Here is a 19,655-nt window from a genome sequence, read left to right on the forward strand (position 1 = left end):
GCGGGCTCAGTGCGGGGGGCGACCGCCGGAGTCGCCGGGGCGGGCACCGGCCGGCCCGCCGTCGGCGGCCGACCCGCCGGGCTGGGCACCGGTCGGGCTGCCGGGGGCAGCGGCGCCGCTGGGGCCGCCGCGGGCCTTCTTCCGCGGCCGGGCACCGCCGAGGGCCAGCCGCTGCTGCAGCAGGACGGCGATCACGATGATCACGCCGCGGGCCACCTCCTGCGCCGAGCTGGAGAGGTTGTTCAGCGTGAAGACGTTGGCCAGCGTGGTGAAGATCAGCACGCCCAGCACGGTGCCGACGATGGTGCCGCGGCCGCCGACCAGCAGGGTCCCGCCGATGACCACGGCGGCGATGGCGTCGAGCTCCAGCAGGGTGCCGTGGGTGGAGCTGCCGGTCGTCGTCCGGGCCATCAGCAAGACCGCGGCGATGCCGCAGGTGACCCCGGACAGCACGTACAGCCACACGGTGTGCCGCTGCACCCGGATGCCGGCCAGCCGCGCGGCCTCGGCGTTGCCGCCGACGGCGAAGGTGCGGCGGCCGAACGTAGTGCGGTTGAGCAGCACCCAGCCGGCCGCGGCGACCAGCGCGAAGACGATCACCAGCGAGGGGATGCCGAACACGTCGCCGGCGAAGAAGTCGATGAAGCCGCGGTCCTGGACGATCTGGGTGCGCCGGTTGGCGATGATCTCCGCCAGGCCACGGGCGGCCGCGAGCATCGCCAGGGTGGCGATGAAGGCGACGAGCTTGCCGTAGGCGATGACGATCCCGTTGACCAGCCCGGCGCCGGCGCCGACGGCGATCGCCGTGAAGACCATGACGATCCAGTGGAAGTCCTCCGCCATCGCCTGGGTGGCCAGCGTCGTCGCCCAGACCGAGGAGAGCGCGACCAGCGCGCCCACCGACAGGTCGATCCCGCCGCCGATGATCACGAAGGTCATCCCGACGCTCACCACGCCGATGACAGCCGCCGCCCGCAGGATCGTCAGCACGTTGTCCACGTCGACGAAGCGATCGGGCGCGGTGATGGCGCCGACCACGCAGAGCACCAGCAAGGCCACGACCAGCCCGAGGTTGCGGCCCAGCGGACCGCCCAGCAGGCTGGGCGCCTTGCCGCCGCCGTCCGATGCGCCGGCAGCACTGCCCGCCGGCGGAGTCGCAGTGGTGGTCTCACTCATCACGCCACGTCCCCTTCGCGTGCGGCGCCCGAGGTCGGGGCCGCTCCTTCCATGACCATGTCGAGCACCCGGTGCTCGTCGAGCTCGTCGGCCGGGCCGCGGGCGACGATGGCGCCGTCGGCGATCACCAGCACCTGATCGGCCATGCCGAGCACCTCCGGGATCTCGCTGGAGACGACGACCACCGCGACACCGCGGTCGGCCAGCGCCCGGATCAGCGCGTAGATCTCCGAGCGCGCGCCGACGTCGACGCCCCGGGTGGGCTCGTCGAGCAGCAGCACCTTGCAGTCGCGCAACAGCCAGCGGGCCAGCACGACCTTCTGCTGGTTGCCGCCGGACAGCGTGCGGACCTCGCGGTCGACGTCGACCGGCCGCAGGTCGAGCGCCTCGGCCTGGTCCCGGGCGGCCTGCTTCTCCGCCCCTCCGGACAGGAAGCCCCCGTTGGCGAAGCGGGCCAGGCTGGCCAGCGTGATGTTGCGGTAGATGGGCTCGCCCAGCAGCAGGCCCTGGCTCTTGCGCTCCTCCGGCGCCAGCCCGACCCCCGCGTCGACGGCGGCGGCCACGTTGCCGGACCGCAGCCGGCGCCCGGCGACCTGCACCGTGCCGGTGGTGGCCCGCCGGGCCCCGTAGACGGTCTCCAGGATCTCCGACCGGCCCGAGCCGACGAGCCCGGCCAGGCCGAGCACCTCCCCCGGTCGGACGGCGAAGGAGACGTCGCTGAACGTGCCGGCCAGCGAGAGGTCCTGCACCTGCAGCACCGGCTCCTCGGCCTGGCCGGGGAACTCGCGGCGCTCCGGGAAGACGTACTCGATGGTCCGGCCGGTCATCAGCGTGATGACCTCCCCGGTGGAGGTGTCGGCCGCCGGAAGCCCGGTGGCGACCGTCCGGCCGTCCTTGAGCACGGTGATCCGGTCACCGACGTCCCGGATCTCCTCCAGCCGGTGGGAGATGTAGACGACGGCGACGCCCTCGGCGGTGAGGTCGCGGATGACCTGGAAGAGGTGCTGGACCTCCTCGCTGTCGAGCACCGCGGAGGGCTCGTCCATCACGATCAGCCGGGCGTCCTGGGACAACGCCCGGGCCATGCTCACCATCTGCTGGGACGCCGCGGACAGCGAGCCGACCTCGGCGGTGGGCCGGATCTCCGGGTGCCCCAACCGGGCCAGCAGCTCACCGGCGGCCCGGTTCCCCTGGGCCGGCCGGGTGATGCCGAGGTGGGACCGCTCGCGGCCCAGGAACACGTTGTCCGCCACGGTCAGCCCGGCGACCAGGTCGAGCTCCTGGTAGATCGTGGCGATGCCCCGGGACATCGCCGCCTGCGGGTCGCCGAGGGTGATCTCGGCTCCGTCCCAGGTGATCCGGCCCTCGTCGGGCTGGTGCGCGCCGGCGAGCACCTTGATCAAGGTGGACTTGCCCGCGCCGTTCTGGCCGAGCAGGCAGTGCACCTCACCGGCCCGGACGTCGAGGTCGACGCCGTCGAGGGCGCGGACGCCGGGGAACTGCTTGACGATGCCGTGCATCTCCAGCAGCGGCGTCGCCGACGGAGCGCTCACGCAGAGACCCCGTGCCGGGCGAACAGGACGCCGGTCATGCCACCACTCCAGACTTATGCTCAGCACTGAACAGAAGTACGTCAGGCGGGACACTATGTCCGGCGTCACACAGGGGTCAAGAGACCGCGGCGGCGTTACCGAACCGCAACCGCAGCCGGGCAGCCGCGAGCCCGGCCCGTGGGCCTGGGAAGCGACTGCCCGAGGGGACGAACCCCGAGGTCAGCGGGCGGTCGGGGCCTCAGCGGAGGCTGCGTCGGCGCGCGCCACCTGGTAGGCGGAGTCCTCGTCCAGGAAGCCCTCGATCGCCATCAGCGCGGCACCGAGCCGCCCGGACAGGTCCGGCGCCGCACTCACCGAGATGTCCAGCGTCCGGGCGGCCAGCGGCAGCGAGCGGCCGTAGACGGCCTCCCGGATGCCGGCCAGCAGCGGCGGCCCGGCCTGCGCCACCCCACCGGTCATCACGATCCGGTGCGGGTTGAAGAAGTTCACCAGGCTGGCCAGCACGGTGCCGATCGTCCGGCCGGCGTTGCGGACCAGCTCCAGGGCCGGCCCGTCACCGTGGGCGGCCAGCTGCACCAGCTCGCGCGTCGTCGTCACCGGCAGGCCGGCCGCCAGCGCGTCGCGGAGCAGGGCGCCGCCACCGGCGATCGCCTCGAGGCAGTTCTCGTTGCCGCACCGGCAGAGCACGGGCTCCCCGTGCGGCGGCGGGACGGAGATGTGCCCGATGTCGCCGGCGCTGCCCTGCGCGCCGCGGTAGACCTGCCCGTCGACGACGATGCCGCAGCCGATCCCGGTGCCGACCTTGATCACCAGCACGTCCTCGGTCGACCCGGCGATGCCCATCTCGCCCAGCGCCATCACGTTCACGTCGTTGTCGGCGAAGACCGGGCAGTCGTACCGGCCGAACGCGCTGGGGATCGGGTGGTCGTGCCAGCCCGGCATGATCGGCGGGTGCACCGGGCGGCCGGTGGAGAACTCCACCGGACCGGGGACGCCGACGCCGACGGCGCACACGTCGGCCGGGGTCAGGCCCGCCTCGGCCAGCACCCCCTGGGCCAGCCGGTCGACCTCCGCCAGCACCGGGCCGGGCCCCTCCGCGATGTCGATGGGGTGGCCCACCGTCGCCAGGATCTCCGCCGACAGGTCGGTGACCGCGACGTCCACACTGGTCACGCCCAGGTCGACGGCGAGCACGCACCCGGCCTGGCTGTTGAAGCGCAGCAACGTCGGCGGCCGCCCACCGGTGCTCCAGCCGCGGCCGCCCTCCTCGAGCAGGTTCGCCGCGATCAGCTGGTCGACCCGCGCGCTCACCGTGTTCCGGGACGAACCGGTCAGCGCGACCAGCTCGGCGCGGCTCCGCGCCCGTCCGGTGCGCACGTGGTGCAGCAGCGCGCTGGCCGAGGCGGAGGTGGAAGCCACGCCGTCATGGTGGCACGCGCGGCGGTGACCCGGCGGCGGTCATCGTGCGCGCGCTGTCACAGACCGACCGCGACCGTCGCCGCCAGCTCCCGGCACGCCTCGAGGTCCTCGGCCCCCGGCGCCCCGGTCAGGCTCAGCGGTGCCGCCACCTGCTGCCAGCCCAGCGCACCGGTGATCCGCTGCACGCTGGTCAGGGCGCCCGCCGTGTCGTCGTTGCCGTGCACGTAGACCCCGTACGGCAGACCGGCCGTGGCGTCCAGGCACGGGTAGAAGACCGTGTCGAAGAAGTGCTTGAGCGCACCGGACATGTACCCGATGTTGGCCGGCGTCCCGAGCAGGACGCCGTCGGCGGCGAGCACGTCCGCCGCCCCCGCCGACAGCGCGGGCCGCACGGTCAGCTCGACCTCCTCGACCAGCGCGACGCCCTCGCGGACGGCGGTCAGCACCGCCTGCAGGGCCGGCGAGGGCGTGTGGTGGACGACCAGCAGGCGCGGCATCCCGGCATCCTCCCCCGCTCAGGGCTCCGTCCGCACGGCCTCCAGTCGCTGCGTGAAGTGGGCCGCGAGCGCGTCGGCGACCCGCTCCAGGCACAGCTCGCCGATGGCGGTGGAGAGCCCGTGCGCGTCGCCCATGACCCCGGTGTCGGAGATCGCCCCGATGCCGCCGGTGAACATCCGCTGCAGCAGGGCGTCGTCGACCGGCCCGGTGTACCCGCGGACCAGCCGCTCGGTGCGCACCTGCCCGGGCCGGAGGACGGCGTAGACGGACGACTCCGCGACGTCGGCGTGCCCACCGACCCGGTCGGGGTCTCCCCCGGCGTCGGCGACGGCGGACCGCCAGAGGTCGACCAGGCCGAGGAGGTCGGAGTAGACGACCACCCGGCAGTCCGGTCCCACGGCGGCGTCCAGCCGCTCCGCCATCTCCGCCAGCGGTGCGAAGTTCCCGCCGTGGGCGGAGAAGCAGAGGATGGACCGGAAGCCGTGCGCGGCCAGGCTCTGGCAGTAGTCGGTGTAGACCGCCTCGAAGGTCTCCGGGCGCAGGCTGATCGTCCCGGCGAAGCCCATGTGGTGCGGTGAGACGCCGACCCGGATCGTGGGGGCGACCAGCGCCGTCCCGAGCCGCTGTGCCAGCTCCAGCGCGAGCCGGTCGGCGTGCACCGCGTCCACGTCCAGCGGCAGGTGCGGGCCGTGCTGTTCCACCGCGCCGCACGGCACGATGACGTCGCACCGTCCGTCCGCGAGCGCGGCCTGCACCTCGGCTGAGGTCATCGTCTCGAGCAGCACGTCGTCTCCTGGAGGTTCTCGGCGGGGAACGGGTTCACGCGGTGATGCGGACGACGGCCTCGATCTCCACGGCGATGTCGAACGGCAGCTCGGCCATGCCGACCGCCGACCGGGCACCACGGCCGGCGTCGCCGAGCACGTCGACGAAGAGGTCCGAGCAGCCGTCGATCACGGCGGGCGTGCGGTTGAACCCGGGTCGGCAGTTGACCATCCCGAAGAGCTTCACCACCTGGCGGACCCGGCCGAGGTCACCGAGCTCGGCGCGCAGCGCGGCGAGCAGCTGCAGCGCGGTGAGCCGGGCGGCCTCCCGCGCGGTCTCCAGGTCCAGGCCACCGTCGCCGACCTTGCCGGTGACCAGGGTGCCGTCGGGCCGGACCGGGCCCATCCCGGAGAGGAAGACCAGGTCCCCGGCGGCCATGGCCGGCAGGTAGTTGCCGCCCGGCCCCATCGGGGTGGGCAGCTCCAGGCCCAGGTCGCGGAGCCGTGCGTCGACGTCCATGGGCGCATCCTGGCCTGCGGAGGCCCGGAACGGGAGTCCTCCAGCCCATCGGACTGGGAACATGACCGGGTGCTGCTCGCCGACGTCCTCGCCGCGTCCACCGCGGTCACGGCCACCCGGTCCCGGACCGCCAAGGCCGCGGCCATCGCCGCACTGCTGCGGGCCGCCGCCCCCGACGAGGTCGTGCCGGTCACCGGGTGGCTGGCCGGCGAGCCCCGCCAGGGCCGGCTCGGCGTCGGCTGGCGCACCCTGTCCCGGCTGGGCGGGGGCACCGCGGCCGCGCCGTCGCTGACCGTCGCGGCGGTCGACTCGGCGCTGACCGACCTGGGCGGGACATTCGGGGCCGGGTCCGCGGCGCGGCGTGACGCCGTCCTGGGCGGACTGCTCGACGCGGCGACCCCGGAGGAGCAGCAGTTCCTGGTCCGGCTGCTCACCGGCGAGCTCCGGCAGGGTGCGCTGGAGGGCGTCGTGCTGGATGCGGTCGCCGCCGCCGCCGAGGTGCCGGCCCCCGTCGTCCGCCGGGCCTTCATGCTCTCCGGCCGGCTGCCGGAGACCGCCGCGCTGGCGATGGCCGACGGGGCCGCGGCGCTGGCGGGCGTGCGGCTGGAGGTGGGCCGCCCGGTGCGGCCGATGCTGGCCAGCCCCGGGTCGTCGCTGGACGCCGCGCTCGACGACCTCGGTGCCGACGTCACCGTCGAGTTCAAGCTCGACGGCGCCCGGATCCAGGTGCACCGGGACGGCGATGTCGTCCGGGTGTGGACCCGGTCGCTGCGGGAGGTGACCGACGGCGTGCCGGAGCTGGTCGAACGGGTCCGGGCGCTGCCGTGCGACACCGCCGTGCTCGACGGGGAGACCCTCGCGCTGGACGACGACGGCCGGCCGCGCGCCTTCCAGGACACGATGAGCCGCTTCGGCAGCGAGTCGGCCGACGCGGGCGTCCTGCTGAGCCCGTTCCTCTTCGACGTCCTGCACCTGGACGGCCGGGACCTGCTCGACGAGCCGCTGGCGGTGCGGCTGGACGCGCTGGCCGGGCTGCTGGCCGACGACGCCCACGCGGCGCTGCGGATGCCCGGGGTGCGCCGGCCCACCCCGGAGGAGGCGGCCGGCGTCCTCGACGACGCGCTGACCGCCGGGCACGAGGGCGTGGTGGTCAAGGCGCTGGACGCGCCCTACGCCGCCGGTCGCCGCGGCAAGGCGTGGCAGAAGGTCAAGCCGGTGCACACCCTCGATCTGGTCGTGCTCGGTGCCGAGTGGGGGTACGGCAGGCGCGCCGGTTCCCTCTCCAACATCCACCTCGGGGCCCGCGACCCCGATGGCGGCGAGCCGGTGATGGTGGGCAAGACGTTCAAGGGGATGACCGACGAGCTGCTGGCCTGGCAGACCCGGACGTTCCCCGAGCACGCCGCCGAGCGCCCCGACTGGGGCGTGCTGCTGCGCCCCGAGCTCGTGGTCGAGATCGCGGTGGACGGCGCCCAGCGCAGCACCCGCTATCCCGGCGGCGTCGCGCTGCGGTTCGCCCGGGTGCTGCGCTACCGCCCGGACAAGACCCCGGCCGAGGCCGACACGATCGACGCGGTGCGTGCCCTGCTCGCCGGTGGCCCGACGGCCGACTGACCGGGGCCGGTCAGCGGCGGTGCCAGTGCGCGGCGCCGGCCGCGGCCAGCCCGAGGACGGTCATCGACAGCCCCACGCTCCGGTCGGCCACGTCGCCGCCGCGCCGACCGACCAGCACGGCCGCGCCGTCCAGCGCGGTGAGCAGCAGGGTGACCTCCGTGGTGCGCCGGGCCTGGGGCACGGGGGTGACCAGCAGGGCCGCGCCCATCGCGATGTTCCGGGCGGCGATCAGCCGCACCAACAGCGGCAGCGCGATGTCGTTGCCGGTGGCACGCTCGTCGACCCCCAGCGCCCGGGTCATCGCCCGCGGCGCGAACAGGGCGCCGGTCCCCAGCCAGATCGACAGCGTGCCGATGCTCTTCCGGGTCACGTCCCAGTTCAGCGTCATGCCCGGCTGGTGCCCGGCCGCCCGGCTCGGAAACCGGTGGCCACCAACACCAGGACGAACGCCAGGTACGGCAGCGTGGCCGCGCTGGCCACGACGTCGCTGACGGTGGCCACCGCGAAGGCACCGACTTCGGGTGAGTCCAGCGGCCCGAGCACCCGGCCGGCGCCCAGTGCGGCGATCGACACGGGCAGGGTCAACAGCGCCGACACCGCCCCGCCGGTGACCACCCCGGCCAGCACCGTCCCGGGCGCACTCCCCACCGCCCGGACCGCCAGTGCGGCCCCCCGACGCAGGGCACCGGCCGGGGTGAGCCGCCCGCCGTCGAGCAGGCCGGCGAGCGCACCGGTCACCCACAGCTGCGCGACCAGCGCGGTCAGGAAACCGACGACGTCGACGGCGAGAGCAGCCCACAGGCGGGGGTCGTCCCAGACCAGCACCTGCCGCAGCACGTCGGGGACGGTGTTGACGGCGGTGGCGACGACGGAGGCGAGGAAGGCGGCCGGGGCGTGCCGGCGGAACAGCCGGAGGGCGGCGGCGAGCGTGCCGGTCGTGGAGTGCCCGGAGCCGTCCCCCGGCGCGGTCACGACCGGGTGGCGACGAGCGCCGTCCAGCAGCCGGCCAGCCGAGTCTCCTGCGCGGTGACGGTCAGCCCGGCGGCCCGGCACGCCTCCGCCAGGGTCGCGGGGGTGGGGCGGTCGCCGTCGGCAGGGTGGGCGGAGACCGCGCGGAGCAACCGGCTGTCGATGAACCGGGCGGTCATCTCGCAGGAGTAGAAGCGGCCGCCGGGGCGCAGCACCCGCGCGGCCTCGGCGACCACCGCCCGCCAGTCCTCGGTGTGGTGCAGCACGTGCCAGCCGAACACCGCGTCGTAGGCGGCGTCGTCCGCGCTCAGCCGAGTCGCGTCGCCCTGGCTGACCTGCACCCGGTCGCCGAGATCGCGCACCGCCGCGCGACAGTCCGCAACGCTGGCCGGGAAGATCTCGACCCCGTCGGCGTGCGCGGCGCCGAAGGTGTCCAGCGCCGACCGCAGGCCGGTGCCGCGCCGGCCGGTGCCCAGCTCCAGCACCCGGCCGTCGAGCACCGGGCCGCCGAGCCGGCGCAGCAGCCGGGCCTCGATGCGGGCCTGGACCAGCGCGCGCAGGCGGGCGTCGACCCACAGCCGGGTGCCGTCGACGAAGGTGGGTGGGACGCCGGGCGCCCGGCCGCTGCGTGCGGTGGCCGGGCCGGACGGGGAGTGTTCGGGGAGGTCACGCACGCCAGCCGGTGTGCCCGCCGGAGACCGCACGAAACGGGACGGCGCCGTCCCGGGGCGGTCGCGCGGGTCAGCTCGCGGGGGTGTCGGCGTGCCGGCGGCGACCCCCGCGTGCCGTGGAGCCCGGGTCGGCCAGGAGGAGCAACGCCCCGATCCCGACGAGCAGCCAGAGGCTGACCAGCCGGTAGACGAGCACGGCCGGCACCGCCTGGCTGGCCGGGAGGCCGACGGCGACCAGCGCCGAGGCCAGCGCCGCCTCCACGACCCCGATGCCGCCCGGGGTGAGCCGCGCCGAGGAGACCAGCGCACCGGCGCCCCAGGCGAGCAGCAGCCCCTGCCACGGGACGGGCGCGCCGACGGCCACCAGCGCCAGCGCCAGGGCGGCGACGTCCAGCACCCAGTTGGCCAGCGCGAGCAGGCCTGCGGCGGACGCGGCACCGAAGGACAACCGGAAGGCACCCAGGGAGGTCAGCAGCTCCTCGATCCGCCGCTCCACCTGCCTGCCCCGCAGCGAGCGCACCCAGCGGGACAGCGTCGTGACGACGCCGGTGGCCAGCCGGACGACCACGGTGCGCGACCGCTCGTGCCGGAGGACGAGCACCAGCCCCACCACCGGCAGGACGCCGGCCGCCGTGGCGAGGAAGGCACCGAGGGACCCCCAGAGCGAGCCGGTGGCCGCGGACCCGACGGCCAGGACCACGGCCAGCGTGGCCGTGGCCGCGATCCCGGAGACCGCGAGCGCCCAGCCCACGAGGGCGGGGCTGTTGCCCAGCGCGTGCAGCCGGCGGTAGGTGTACGCCGCGCTCGCCGCGGCCCCGGCCACCGGGACCGTGGAGGCGATGGTGTTGCCGGCGTAGATGGTGGTCGAGGCGTGACGCAGCGGGACGTCGCCGCCGCCCGCGCGTACGAGCACGCGCTGCTGCAGCGCCAAGCAGTGCAGGGACAGCAACTGGGTCAGCGCGGCGAGGGCGACCCAGGACCAGGCGACGCCCACCAGGCCGTCCCACCACTCGGCGAGCCGGTCCCGGAAGACGACGACCGCCGCACCGACCGCGACCAGCAGGACGACCCTGAGCAGGGCGCCGACCACCTTCCGGCGACGACTCCGCAGGCCCGCCGGTGAGGCACCGGAGGCAGGGTCGGGCGCCTCTGGCGCTCCCGACTCTCCTCTCTCGCCCACCCACACATGGTCCCCGTCGACGCACATCGGGCACACATCAGGGGTCGAAGCCCGGTCGCACACAACCGAACCGGGCCCGGACCGGGAGCCCACAGACCGTCCCGCCGACCTCTGTGCGCGGCGGAGGAGGTCGGCGACGCACCCCGGCCCCAGGCAGCCGCAGGTCACGTGGTCTGCCGGAGGAGTCCGCGACGTCCACGCGTCGAGGCAACCGAAGGCCATGGGTGTCAGAACGGGGGCGGATCGTCCGGATCGGGTGATGCCCCGCTGCCGGTCAGCACAGGGGGGTGGGACAGCCGGAGGCCGGGTGGTCGGGTGGTGCGGGTGACGCCGGAGGGTGTGGTGACGGTCAGGACGCCGTTGTCGGTCATCGTGAAGCGCCATCTGGGTGCGTGGGTCTTGAGCCGGTGGTGTCGCCGGCACAGGCAGCACAGGTTGGTGCAGTCGGTGGCCCCGCCGTCGCGGTGAGCGCAGACGTGGTCGAGGTCGGTGCGGGCGGCCGGTCGCCGGCAGCCGGGGTGCCGGCAGGTGCGGTCCCGCGCCCGCACGAAGCGGAACTGCGCAGGGGTCGGCGTGTACCGGTCGACGGCCGGTGGCCGGTCCAGCACCGCGCATCCGCAGTCCCGGTCGGGGTGGGTGTGGCAGCCGCGGCGGGCCAGCCGCTCCAGCTCCGGGCGGGTCACCGTCGCCCGCAGCGCCCCGGTGACCGGGTCGGTGAGGTCGATGGCCAGGCTGCCGCCGGTGGGTGCCTGCAGCCCACCGGGGCAGATCGCATCCAACTGCACCAGCAGTTCCCGCAGCTGCCCGGCAGTGATCGGCGCCCCGGCCACCGTGGCGGCATCCCGGTCATCGCAGGGCGCGCTGCGCCCATCGCCCGGCGCGCTGAGGCCATCGCCCGGCGCGCTGCGCCCACCGCTCGGCGCGCTGAGCGCTCCACCTGGCGCGGCACGACCATCGGTGGGACGGGTGCGCAGCGCCGGCAGCGGCGCCTGCACGTGCAGATGCGCGGTCACCGACTCCCGGCTGGTGTCCCACGGACGCAAGATCAGGTCGGCCATCACCTGCGCCCGCAGCTGACCGATCGGCCGCCCATCACCCGCGGCCTTCGCCATCCGCGCGTAGGCGTCCACCGTCTCCCGGCACGCCACCGCCACCGGCATCGCCGCGACCAGCTCACCCATGCCATCGGCGGTGGCCCGGGTGGTCACATCCGCACACCGCTCGGCCTGCTTCCGCCGCCGATCAGCCGCCGCCTCATCCAGCGCGATCAACGCCGCCGTCCGCTCCTGCAACCGCCGCGGCGTCTCCCCCGCCACCGCCCACCCCAGCGCTTGGGCCTCCACCTCGGCCACGATCCCCGGCTCCACCCGACCCCCGACATCGACCGACTGGCCGCCCAGCGCCCGCACGATCGCGTTCGCCCGCGCCGGGTCGATCAGGCTGTCGGCCAACGCAGCCCAGGTGGCCGGCAGCTCACGCACCAGCACCAGGGACCGCTCGGCCAGCACCGTGGCCGCCGTCCGCGAGATGCCCGCCACCAGCGCCAGCTCATCGGCCAGGAACTCCGACACCCCCACCGGCACCCTGACCGGGGCCCAGTCCTCGGACCCGTGACCCGGCTGCTCCTCGGACAGGTCCCACTCCACCGGCCGACGCCGAGCCAACTCCGCCACCACCACCGCCTCATAGGCAGCCAGCTGCGCCCGCACGTCGGCGAGCGCAGCCAACTCCCCCACCAGGCCCGCGTCAGTGAACCCGCTCGGCGACAGCACCTCCGACAACCGGGTACGCCGACGCGTCACCCCCGCCGGCGGTGGCGGCAACTCAGCCAGCGACGCCGACACCGAGGACCGCGGCGACACCGTCACCGCCACCCCGAACCCACCGGCCTCGAACACACCCCGAAGCTACGGACGGGGTACGACAGTTCCGACTCTTACCGGCAGGTCTACACGGCCGGCTCCATGCCGAGTTCACGTCAGTGATTGCAGCGGTCTTTGCCCGCTGCCATCACTGCGCCCGGCGTCTCCCCCACACCCTCAACCGGCAGTCACCGGCAATCGACGGTCGCGTTCCCGCTCGGGGTCACTCGCAGACTCCCGAAACTCGACTCCTCCTCGGAATCGGGCATCAGCCAGCACGCCACCGTGAGACGGAGACCGTTCCGCGGCAGGTCGGACCCATCGCCGACACCGCCGTCCGCAGACACGTACTGCGAGACCCCGCGGAACTGGCACCGGTAGCTGGTCGTCACGCCGTCATCGACCTTGCGCTGCACCAACCTGCCGTAGACGTCGACACCGCTCCCCAGAATGGTGCCGCCGAGCTTGCACGTGTCCTCGCCCTCGATCGTGACGATCTGCAGGACGTGATCGGCCTGGGCGGGTGTGGCCAGCGCAACGCTGAGACCGGCGCCCACCAGGACGGCGGAGAACAGGCGTCGAATGCGCACGAGGAGTCCCTCCATCGAGGCCACTCATCCGCAGCGACCAGGGCGGTCAGTCTCAGGCTGTGCACCGAGATCGCTGGACCGGTCGGCGGCGTCTTCGAGATCTGCGCGGAACGTCGTCGCGCAGGGTTCGTCGTCCGTCACCGCACCGCTGCATGTGCGTGCGGACGACACCGCGTGCCGCGGTGGTGGCAGCCGGTACACACCCGTTCCGGCCGCCCCCACGGTTGACCGGGTCAGGCGTCGGCGACCTTCGGCAACACCTCGGTGCCGAGCAGTTCGATGCCGCGCAGCAGGTCGGCGTGCGCCAGCCGGGGGTTGGTCATCTGCAGCGAGATCCGGTCGACCCCGCCGAGCTGCCCGGAGATCCGCACCAGCTTCTCGGCCACGGTGTCCGGGTCGCCCATGAAGAAGGCCCCGTTCGGCCCGCTGGTGGCGTCGAACTGCGCCCGGGACGGCTGGGAGAAGCCGCGCTCGCGGGAGATCTTCGCGAACATCTCGTGCCACCCCGGGTAGATGGTGTCCGCGGCAGCCTGGTTGCTGTCGGCGACGTACCCGAACACGTGCAGCCCCACCTGCAGCTTCTCCGGGGCGTGCCCGGCCTGGGCACCGGCGCGGCGGTAGAGGTCGATGAGCGGCGCGAACTGGCGCGGCTCGCCGCCGATGATCGCGACCATCAGCGGCAGCCCGAGCAGGCCGGCCCGGGCGAAGGACTCCGGGCTGCCCCCGACGCCCACCCAGATCGGCAGCGGGTCCTGCAGCGGCCGCGGGTACACGCCCTGGCCGGTCAGCGCCGGGCGGTGCCGGCCGGACCAGGTGACCTGCTCGGAGTCGCGGATCTGCAGCAGCAGGTCGAGCTTCTCGCTGAAGAGGGTGTCGTAGTCGCCCAGCGAGAGGCCGAACAGCGGGAAGGCCTCGGTGAACGAACCGCGCCCGACCACCAGGTCGATCCGGCCCTTGGCGATCAGGTCGAGGGTGGCGAACTGCTGGAAGACCCGCACCGGGTCGGCGGCGCTGAGCACGGTCACCGCGCTGCCGAGCCGGATCCGGGAGGTCCGCGCCGCGGCGGCCGCCAAGATGACCGCCGGCGCCGAGTCGTAGTACTCGCTGCGGTGGTGCTCGCCGATCCCGAAGGAGTACAGCCCCACGCGGTCGGCGAGCTCGATCTCCTCCAGCAGGTCCGCCATCCGCTCCTCGGGGCCGACGAGGCGCTCCGTGGTCGGGTCGGTCACCGCTGAGACGAAGCTGTCGACGCCGAGGTGCATGGGGTCCTCCTGAGGGTTCGCGGACGACGTGGGTCGGCGTCCATCAAGCGCTCAACCACCCGTCCTCCTGGATCGTTCCCCACCGGACCGCCCGGGTGGCCCGGCACCGGGTAGACACGGCACATGACCGACCACGCCGACGCCCGGCTCCCCCGCCCGGCGGACCCCGCCCACCTGGACCAGCTGCGCGCGGCCACCGACCGTGCGGCCGCCACCGCCGAGCCGCTCGCCTCGGCCCACGACGGCGCCCCCGAGGAGCTGCTGGCCCGGGCCGAGCAGGCGATCGAGTCGGCGTCGGCGGACCTGCTGGCGCTCAGCCACGACCTGCACGCCCATCCCGAGGAGGGGTACGAAGAGCACCGGTCCGCCCGGGCGGTGGCCGACCTGCTGGCCCGCTCCGGGATCGAGGCAGAGGTCGGCGTCTTCGGCCTGGAGACGGCGCTGCGGGCCCGCGTCGGCAGCGGCGGGCCGACGGTGGCGGTGCTGGCGGAGTACGACGCGCTGCCCGGCATCGGCCACGGCTGCGGCCACAACGTCATCTGCGCATCCGCCGTGGGCGCCTTCCTCGGTCTGGCCGCCGTGCTGGCCGACGGCGGGGTCGCCGGGACGGCGCTGCTGCTGGGCACCCCCGCCGAGGAGGGCGGCGGCGGCAAGGAGGTGATGGCCCGCGCCGGCGCGTTCGACGGCGTCGACGCCGTGGTGATGCTGCACCCGTTCTCCTACGACGCCGCGGTGCAGCCCTTCCTCGGCCGCCGCCAGCTGCGCGCCGTCTACACCGGCATCGCCGCGCACGCCTCGGCCCAGCCGTTCATGGGCCGCAACGCGCTGGACGCCGTGGTCGCCGGCTACAACGGCGTGGCGATGCTGCGCCAGCACGTCCCGGACACCGACCGGGTGCACGGCGTCATCACCGACGGCGGGCAGCGGCCCAACGTCGTCCCGGAGACCGCCGAGGCGCTGTACTACGTGCGCTCCGCGACGCCGGAGACGCTGGCCGACCTCAGCCGCCGGGTGGAGGCGGTCATGGCCGCCGCAGCGGAGATGACCGGCTGCGGCTACGAGCTGTTCTGGGACGAGCTGCCGGCCTACCTGCCGATCCGGGCCAACCTCGAGCTCGCCGCCCGGTGGACCAGGCACCAGGCCCGCCGCGGCCGCACCGCACTCCCGCCCGGCGTGACCCCGGCGTCGCTGGCCGGGTCGACCGACCTGGGCAACGTGAGCGTCCGGGTGCCCTCGATCCACCCGATGATCGCCATCGCCGGGCCGGACACCTCCATGCACACCACCGGCTTCGCGGAGGCCGCCGCCTCCCCGGCCGGTGACCGGGCGGTGCTGGACGGGGCGGTGGGCCTGGCGCTCACCGCGCTGGACGCGCTGGTCGACCCGGCCGTGCTGGCCGCGGCGAGGGCGGAGTTCGAGGCGGACGGCGGCGTCCTGGAGCTCACCGACCTGCTGGGGTGACGGGACCTTCGACCCGGGCGCCCGACGGCCCGGTCCGCGCACGATCGGACCGCGCCGACCCCCGGCGTTCACCCGCGACCGACAGTGTGGAGCGCATGACCGAGCAGGCGACCGCGACGGTGCACTACCCCGACGACGAACTCGACCTGGACCTGCGCTGGTGGGCCGCAGCCAACTACCTCACCGTCGGCCAGATCTACCTGCGGGACAACGCGCTGCTCGCCCGGCCGCTCGCGCACCCCGACGTCAAGCCGCGGCTGCTCGGCCACTGGGGCACCAGCCCGGGGCTGTCGGCGCTGTACGTGCAGCTCAACCGGCTGATCCGGCGCACCGGCACCCCGTGCCTCTACGTCGCCGGGCCGGGGCACGGCGGCCCGGCGCTGGTCGCCGCCACCTACCTGGAGGGCACCTACAGCGAGGTCTACCCGCAGGTGAGCCGGGATGCGGAGGGGGTGCACCGGCTGTTCCGGCAGTTCTCCACCCCCGGCGGCGTCCCCAGCCACGTGAGCGTGCAGACCCCGGGCAGCATCCACGAGGGCGGCGAGCTCGGCTACGCGCTGGTGCACGCCGCCGGGGCGGCCTTCGACTCCCCCGACCTGCTGGTGGCCTGTGTGGTCGGGGACGGCGAGGCGGAGACCGGCCCGCTGTCCGGCTCCTGGAAGATCCCCGCCTTCCTGGACGCCCGCCGGGACGGCGCCGTCCTGCCGGTGCTGCACCTGAACGGGTACAAGATCAACAGCCCGACGGTGTGGGGTCGGTCGTCGGACGGGGAGATCGCCGACTACCTGAGCAGCCAGGGCTGGGCGCCGGTGTTCGTCTCCGGCGACGACCCGCGCGCGGTGTTCCGGGACCTGGAGGCCGCCGTGCGCACCTCGCACGACCGGATCCGGGAGATCCAGGCCGCCGCCCGCGGCGGGGCCGAGGACGTGCGCCCGGGCTGGCCGGCGATCGTGCTGCGCACGCCCAAGGGCTGGACCGGCCCCGCGCAGGTCGACGGCGTGCAGATCGAGGGCACCTTCCGCGCGCACCAGGTGCCGCTGTCGGGGGTGCAGACCGACGGCGCGCACCTGGCCCTGCTGGAGGACTGGCTGCGCTCCTACTCCCCCGAGACCCTCTTCACCGCCGAGGGCGCGCTGGTGCCCGAGCTGGCCGCGCTGGCCCCCGAGGGCGACCTGCGGATGGGCGCGACGCCGTACGCGAACGGCGGGCGCCGGCGCACCCCGCTGGACCTGCCCCCGCTGGAGCCCTACGCCGTCGACGTCCCCGCGCCGGGGACCACCTACGCCCAGACCACCCACCCGCTCGGTGAGCTGCTGCGCGACGTCTACGCCCGCACCACCACCGACGACGGTGGCGGGACGTTCCGGCTGTTCTGTCCCGACGAGACGGCCAGCAACCGGCTCCAGTCGGTGTTCGAGGTGACCGACCGCTGCCTGCAGGCCGAGGTGCTGCCCACCGACGACCACCTCTCCCCGCACGGCCGGGTCATGGAGGTGCTGTCGGAGCACCTCTGCCAGGGCTGGCTGGAGGGCTACCTGCTGTCCGGCCGGCACGGCCTCTTCGCCACCTACGAGGCCTTCGCCATGGTGAGCGCCTCGATGGTGGTCCAGCACGTGAAGTGGCTGCAGCACGCCGCGACGCTGCCCTGGCGGGCGCCGGTCTCCTCGCTGACGATCCTGCTGACCAGCACCTGCTGGCGCAACGACCACAACGGCTTCAGCCACCAGGGCCCCGGCCTGCTGGACACCGTCATCCCGCTCTCCCCGCAGGTGGTGCGGGTGTGGCTGCCGCCGGACGCGAACACCCTGCTGTCGGTCGCCGAGCACTGCCTGCAGAGCACCGACCACGTCAACCTGCTCATCGCCGACAAGCAGCCGCACCTGCAGTACCTGACCCTGGAGCAGGCGCACGCGCACGCGGCGGCCGGGGCGTCGGTGTGGGACTGGGCCGGCACCGAGGACGACGGGCAGGGGGAACCGGACGTCGTCCTCGCCGCGGCCGGCGACGTCCCGACGATGGAGACCCTGGCGGCCGCCGAGCTGCTGCGGGAGTGGGTGCCCGCGCTGCGGGTCCGGATGGTGAACGTGATCGACCTGATGGGCCTGCTCCCCCCGGACGACCACCCGCACGGGTTCTCCGACAAGCACTTCGACCAGCTGTTCACCGCCGACACCGACGTCGTCTTCGCCTTCCACGGCTACCCCCGCGCGGTGCACCAGCTGCTGCACGGCCGCCCCGACCCGGCCCGCTTCCACGTGCGCGGCTTCGAGGAGCAGGGGACGACGACCACCCCCTTCGACATGGTGGTGCTCAACCGGATGAGCCGGTACCACCTGGTGATCGAGGCGCTGCGCCGTTCCCGGCGGGCACCGGAGCGGGGCGCGGAGCTGGTCCGGTTCTGCCGCGCGCAGCTCGACCGGCACCACGGGTACGTCCGCGAGCACCTGGAGGACATGCCGGAGGTCCGGGACTGGACCTGGGGCGCGGGGGCGGCACGGGGATGACCGACGGCGCCGTCCTGGCCGTCAACCCCGGCTCCCGCTCCCTGAAGGCCGCCGTGCACGACGCGGCCGGGCAGCGGCTGCTCGACGTGCACGTCACCCGGCCGGTCGACGACGCCCGCACCGCGGTCGCCGAGCTGGCCGACCGGGTGGCCGCCGAGGGCATCCAGCTCGTCGCCGTCGCCCACCGGGTGGTGCACGGCGGGCCGGAGCACGTCCGCCCGGCGCTGGTGGACGACGAGCTGCTCGCGTCGCTGCGGGCGCTGGCGCCCTTCGCCCCGCTGCACCTGCCCGGGGACGTCGCGGAGATGGAGGCCGCCCGGGCGCAGTGGCCGGACCTGCCGCAGGTCGCCTGCTTCGACACCGCGTTCCACGCCGACCTGCCCGCGGAGGCCCGGCGGCTGCCGCTGCCGGCCGAGGTCGACGCCCTCGGGGTGCGGCGCTACGGCTTCCACGGGCTCAACCTCGAGCACGTGGTCGACACCGTCCCCGAGCTCGGCCGGGCGGTGATCGCCCACCTGGGCGGCGGCTGCAGCGTCACCGCGGTGGCCGAGGGCCGGTCGGTGGCGACCTCGATGAGCTTCTCCCCCACCGGCGGCGTCCTGTCGGCGAGCCGCAGCGGCGACCTGGACCCCGACGCGCTGCTGTTCCTGGCCGACCGCGGCTGGTCGGTCGAGGAGCTGCGCGACCTGGTCGACCACCGCTCGGGGCTGGCCGGGATCGCCGGCTCCACCGACGTCCGGGAGATCACCGAGCGGGCGGACGCCGGGGACGCCGACAGCCGGCTGGCCCTCGACGTCCTCAGCCGATCGGTGGCGGTCGCCGTCGCCGGGTACACCGCGGTGCTCGGCGGCCTGGACACCCTGGTGTTCACCGGCGGCGTGGGCGAGCACTCGGCGACCGTGCGCGCCGCCGTCGCCGACCGGCTGGCCCACCTCGGCGTCGTCCTGGACCCCGCGGCGTCCGCCCCCGGGGACCTGTCCGCCGCGGGAGCGGCGGTGCGCACCCTCGTCGTCCCGGCCGACGAGGAGGTCGTGCTGGACCGGCAGGCCCGCCGGGTGCTCCGCGAGCTCAGCCGCTGACCTCGGGGGCGTCGCGCAGCTCCCGGTACAGCCGGGCCAGGTCGGGCAGCTGGTGGTGGGCGTTGAGCCCGCTGGGGTTCGGCGCGACCCAGGTGGTCACCCCGCCGACCCGCTCGGGCTGGCGCCCCAGCGAGGCCCTCGGCCGGTCGAACGCCTGTCGCCAGGCGGTGACCCCGAGGACGGCGAGCACCCGCGGCCGGTACCGGGCCACCAGCGCCTCGAGCGCCTGCGCGCCGGCGCGCAGCTCGGCGGGGTCCAGCTCGGCCGCCGTCCGGGTCGGCCGGTCGACGACGTTGGTCACCCCGAGCCCGTGGCGCAGCAGCTCCGGGCCCTCCGCCGGGGTCAGCTGGCGCGGGGTGAGGCCGGCCAGGTGCAGCGCGGGCCAGAACCGGTTGCCCGGCCGGGCGAAGTGCTGACCGGTCTCCGCCGACCGCAGCGACGGGTTGATCCCGCAGAACAGCACGTCCAGGCCCGGGGCGATCAGGTCGGGCACCGGTTTCGACCCTCCGTGCGCTGTCATGGCGGCCAGTCTC

At 74.8% G+C, this 19,655-nt stretch carries 18 protein-coding genes; 4 read left to right on the forward strand and 14 right to left on the reverse strand.

Going from position 1 to position 19,655, the window contains the following annotated elements; genetic code table 11:
- Window positions 1–6 precede the first annotated feature (6 nt).
- The 6 genes from O2W53_RS11990 to O2W53_RS12015 form a co-directional block, all read right to left on the reverse strand.
- Entirely contained in the window at window positions 7–1,176 is a 1,170-nt protein-coding gene (locus O2W53_RS11990; protein WP_269163264.1) for an ABC transporter permease, read from the reverse strand.
- Entirely contained in the window at window positions 1,176–2,729 is a 1,554-nt protein-coding gene (locus tag O2W53_RS11995; RefSeq protein ID WP_269163265.1) for a sugar ABC transporter ATP-binding protein, read from the reverse strand. Before O2W53_RS11995 ends, O2W53_RS11990 begins: the two co-directional genes overlap by 1 nt.
- Before the next feature lie 219 nt (window positions 2,730–2,948).
- Window positions 2,949–4,148, reverse strand: a complete 1,200-nt coding sequence (locus O2W53_RS12000) for an ROK family protein (protein ID WP_269163266.1) — start codon at window positions 4,146–4,148, stop codon at window positions 2,949–2,951.
- A gap of 56 nt (window positions 4,149–4,204) precedes the next feature.
- Window positions 4,205–4,645, reverse strand: coding sequence for a flavodoxin family protein (locus O2W53_RS12005; protein ID WP_269163267.1), 441 nt, complete (start codon window positions 4,643–4,645; stop codon window positions 4,205–4,207).
- A gap of 18 nt (window positions 4,646–4,663) precedes the next feature.
- Window positions 4,664–5,431: a creatininase family protein gene (locus O2W53_RS12010; RefSeq protein ID WP_269163268.1), complete on the reverse strand. Its 768-nt coding sequence runs from the start codon at window positions 5,429–5,431 to the stop codon at window positions 4,664–4,666.
- A 34-nt stretch (window positions 5,432–5,465) separates the two neighbouring features.
- The gene (locus tag O2W53_RS12015) at window positions 5,466–5,930 is read right to left on the reverse strand and encodes a RidA family protein (RefSeq protein ID WP_269163269.1); all 465 of its coding nucleotides are present in this window, start codon (window positions 5,928–5,930) and stop codon (window positions 5,466–5,468) included.
- A gap of 69 nt (window positions 5,931–5,999) precedes the next feature.
- On the opposite strand from O2W53_RS12015, the gene O2W53_RS12020 reads away from it, so the two are divergent.
- Complete coding sequence (locus O2W53_RS12020) at window positions 6,000–7,544, forward strand: ATP-dependent DNA ligase (protein WP_269163270.1); 1,545 nt, start codon at window positions 6,000–6,002, stop codon at window positions 7,542–7,544.
- 10 nt (window positions 7,545–7,554) lie between these two features.
- Here O2W53_RS12020 and O2W53_RS12025 read toward each other — a convergent pair whose 3' ends face one another.
- The 7 genes from O2W53_RS12025 to O2W53_RS12055 all read right to left on the reverse strand — a co-directional run bounded on the left by O2W53_RS12025 (window position 7,555) and on the right by O2W53_RS12055 (window position 14,078).
- On the reverse strand, window positions 7,555–7,932 hold the full coding sequence (locus O2W53_RS12025; protein WP_269163271.1) for a DUF4267 domain-containing protein: 378 nt from the start codon (window positions 7,930–7,932) through the stop codon (window positions 7,555–7,557).
- Window positions 7,929–8,516 carry a hypothetical protein gene (locus O2W53_RS12030; RefSeq protein ID WP_269163272.1) on the reverse strand — a complete coding sequence of 196 codons (588 nt, stop codon included), beginning with the start codon at window positions 8,514–8,516 and terminating at the stop codon, window positions 7,929–7,931. The genes O2W53_RS12025 and O2W53_RS12030 overlap by 4 nt, the downstream gene beginning before the upstream one ends.
- Entirely contained in the window at window positions 8,513–9,187 is a 675-nt protein-coding gene (locus O2W53_RS12035) for a class I SAM-dependent methyltransferase (protein ID WP_269163273.1), read from the reverse strand. The genes O2W53_RS12030 and O2W53_RS12035 overlap by 4 nt, the downstream gene beginning before the upstream one ends.
- A 67-nt stretch (window positions 9,188–9,254) precedes the next feature.
- Window positions 9,255–10,274, reverse strand: coding sequence for a lysylphosphatidylglycerol synthase transmembrane domain-containing protein (locus O2W53_RS12040; protein ID WP_269163274.1), 1,020 nt, complete (start codon window positions 10,272–10,274; stop codon window positions 9,255–9,257).
- Window positions 10,275–10,591: 317 nt separating this feature from the next.
- Window positions 10,592–12,262, reverse strand: a complete 1,671-nt coding sequence (locus O2W53_RS12045; protein ID WP_269163275.1) for an HNH endonuclease signature motif containing protein — start codon at window positions 12,260–12,262, stop codon at window positions 10,592–10,594.
- Window positions 12,263–12,414: 152 nt separating this feature from the next.
- Window positions 12,415–12,831: a hypothetical protein gene (locus tag O2W53_RS12050; protein ID WP_269163276.1), complete on the reverse strand. Its 417-nt coding sequence runs from the start codon at window positions 12,829–12,831 to the stop codon at window positions 12,415–12,417.
- Between the two features lie 218 nt (window positions 12,832–13,049).
- Window positions 13,050–14,078, reverse strand: a complete 1,029-nt coding sequence (locus O2W53_RS12055) for an Atu2307/SP_0267 family LLM class monooxygenase (RefSeq protein ID WP_269163277.1) — start codon at window positions 14,076–14,078, stop codon at window positions 13,050–13,052.
- A gap of 123 nt (window positions 14,079–14,201) precedes the next feature.
- Between O2W53_RS12055 and O2W53_RS12060 the strand changes: the two genes are divergently transcribed.
- The 3 genes from O2W53_RS12060 to O2W53_RS12070 all read left to right on the forward strand — a co-directional run bounded on the left by O2W53_RS12060 (window position 14,202) and on the right by O2W53_RS12070 (window position 19,122).
- A complete protein-coding gene (locus O2W53_RS12060) occupies window positions 14,202–15,539 on the forward strand; it encodes a M20 family metallopeptidase (RefSeq protein WP_269163278.1) in 1,338 nt (445 codons plus the stop codon).
- 95 nt (window positions 15,540–15,634) lie between these two features.
- On the forward strand, window positions 15,635–18,043 hold the full coding sequence (locus tag O2W53_RS12065) for a phosphoketolase family protein (RefSeq protein WP_269163279.1): 2,409 nt from the start codon (window positions 15,635–15,637) through the stop codon (window positions 18,041–18,043).
- Window positions 18,040–19,122 carry an acetate/propionate family kinase gene (locus O2W53_RS12070; RefSeq protein WP_269163280.1) on the forward strand — a complete coding sequence of 361 codons (1,083 nt, stop codon included), beginning with the start codon at window positions 18,040–18,042 and terminating at the stop codon, window positions 19,120–19,122. The genes O2W53_RS12065 and O2W53_RS12070 overlap by 4 nt, the downstream gene beginning before the upstream one ends.
- Here O2W53_RS12070 and mug read toward each other — a convergent pair.
- Window positions 19,112–19,615, reverse strand: coding sequence for a G/U mismatch-specific DNA glycosylase (gene mug, locus O2W53_RS12075; RefSeq protein ID WP_269163281.1), 504 nt, complete (start codon window positions 19,613–19,615; stop codon window positions 19,112–19,114). The two genes, O2W53_RS12070 and mug, sit on opposite strands and share 11 nt — an antisense overlap.
- Window positions 19,616–19,655 lie beyond the last annotated feature (40 nt).

The organism is Modestobacter sp. VKM Ac-2978 (assembly GCF_026968025.1).
Taxonomy (GTDB): Bacteria; Actinomycetota; Actinomycetes; order Mycobacteriales; family Geodermatophilaceae; genus Modestobacter.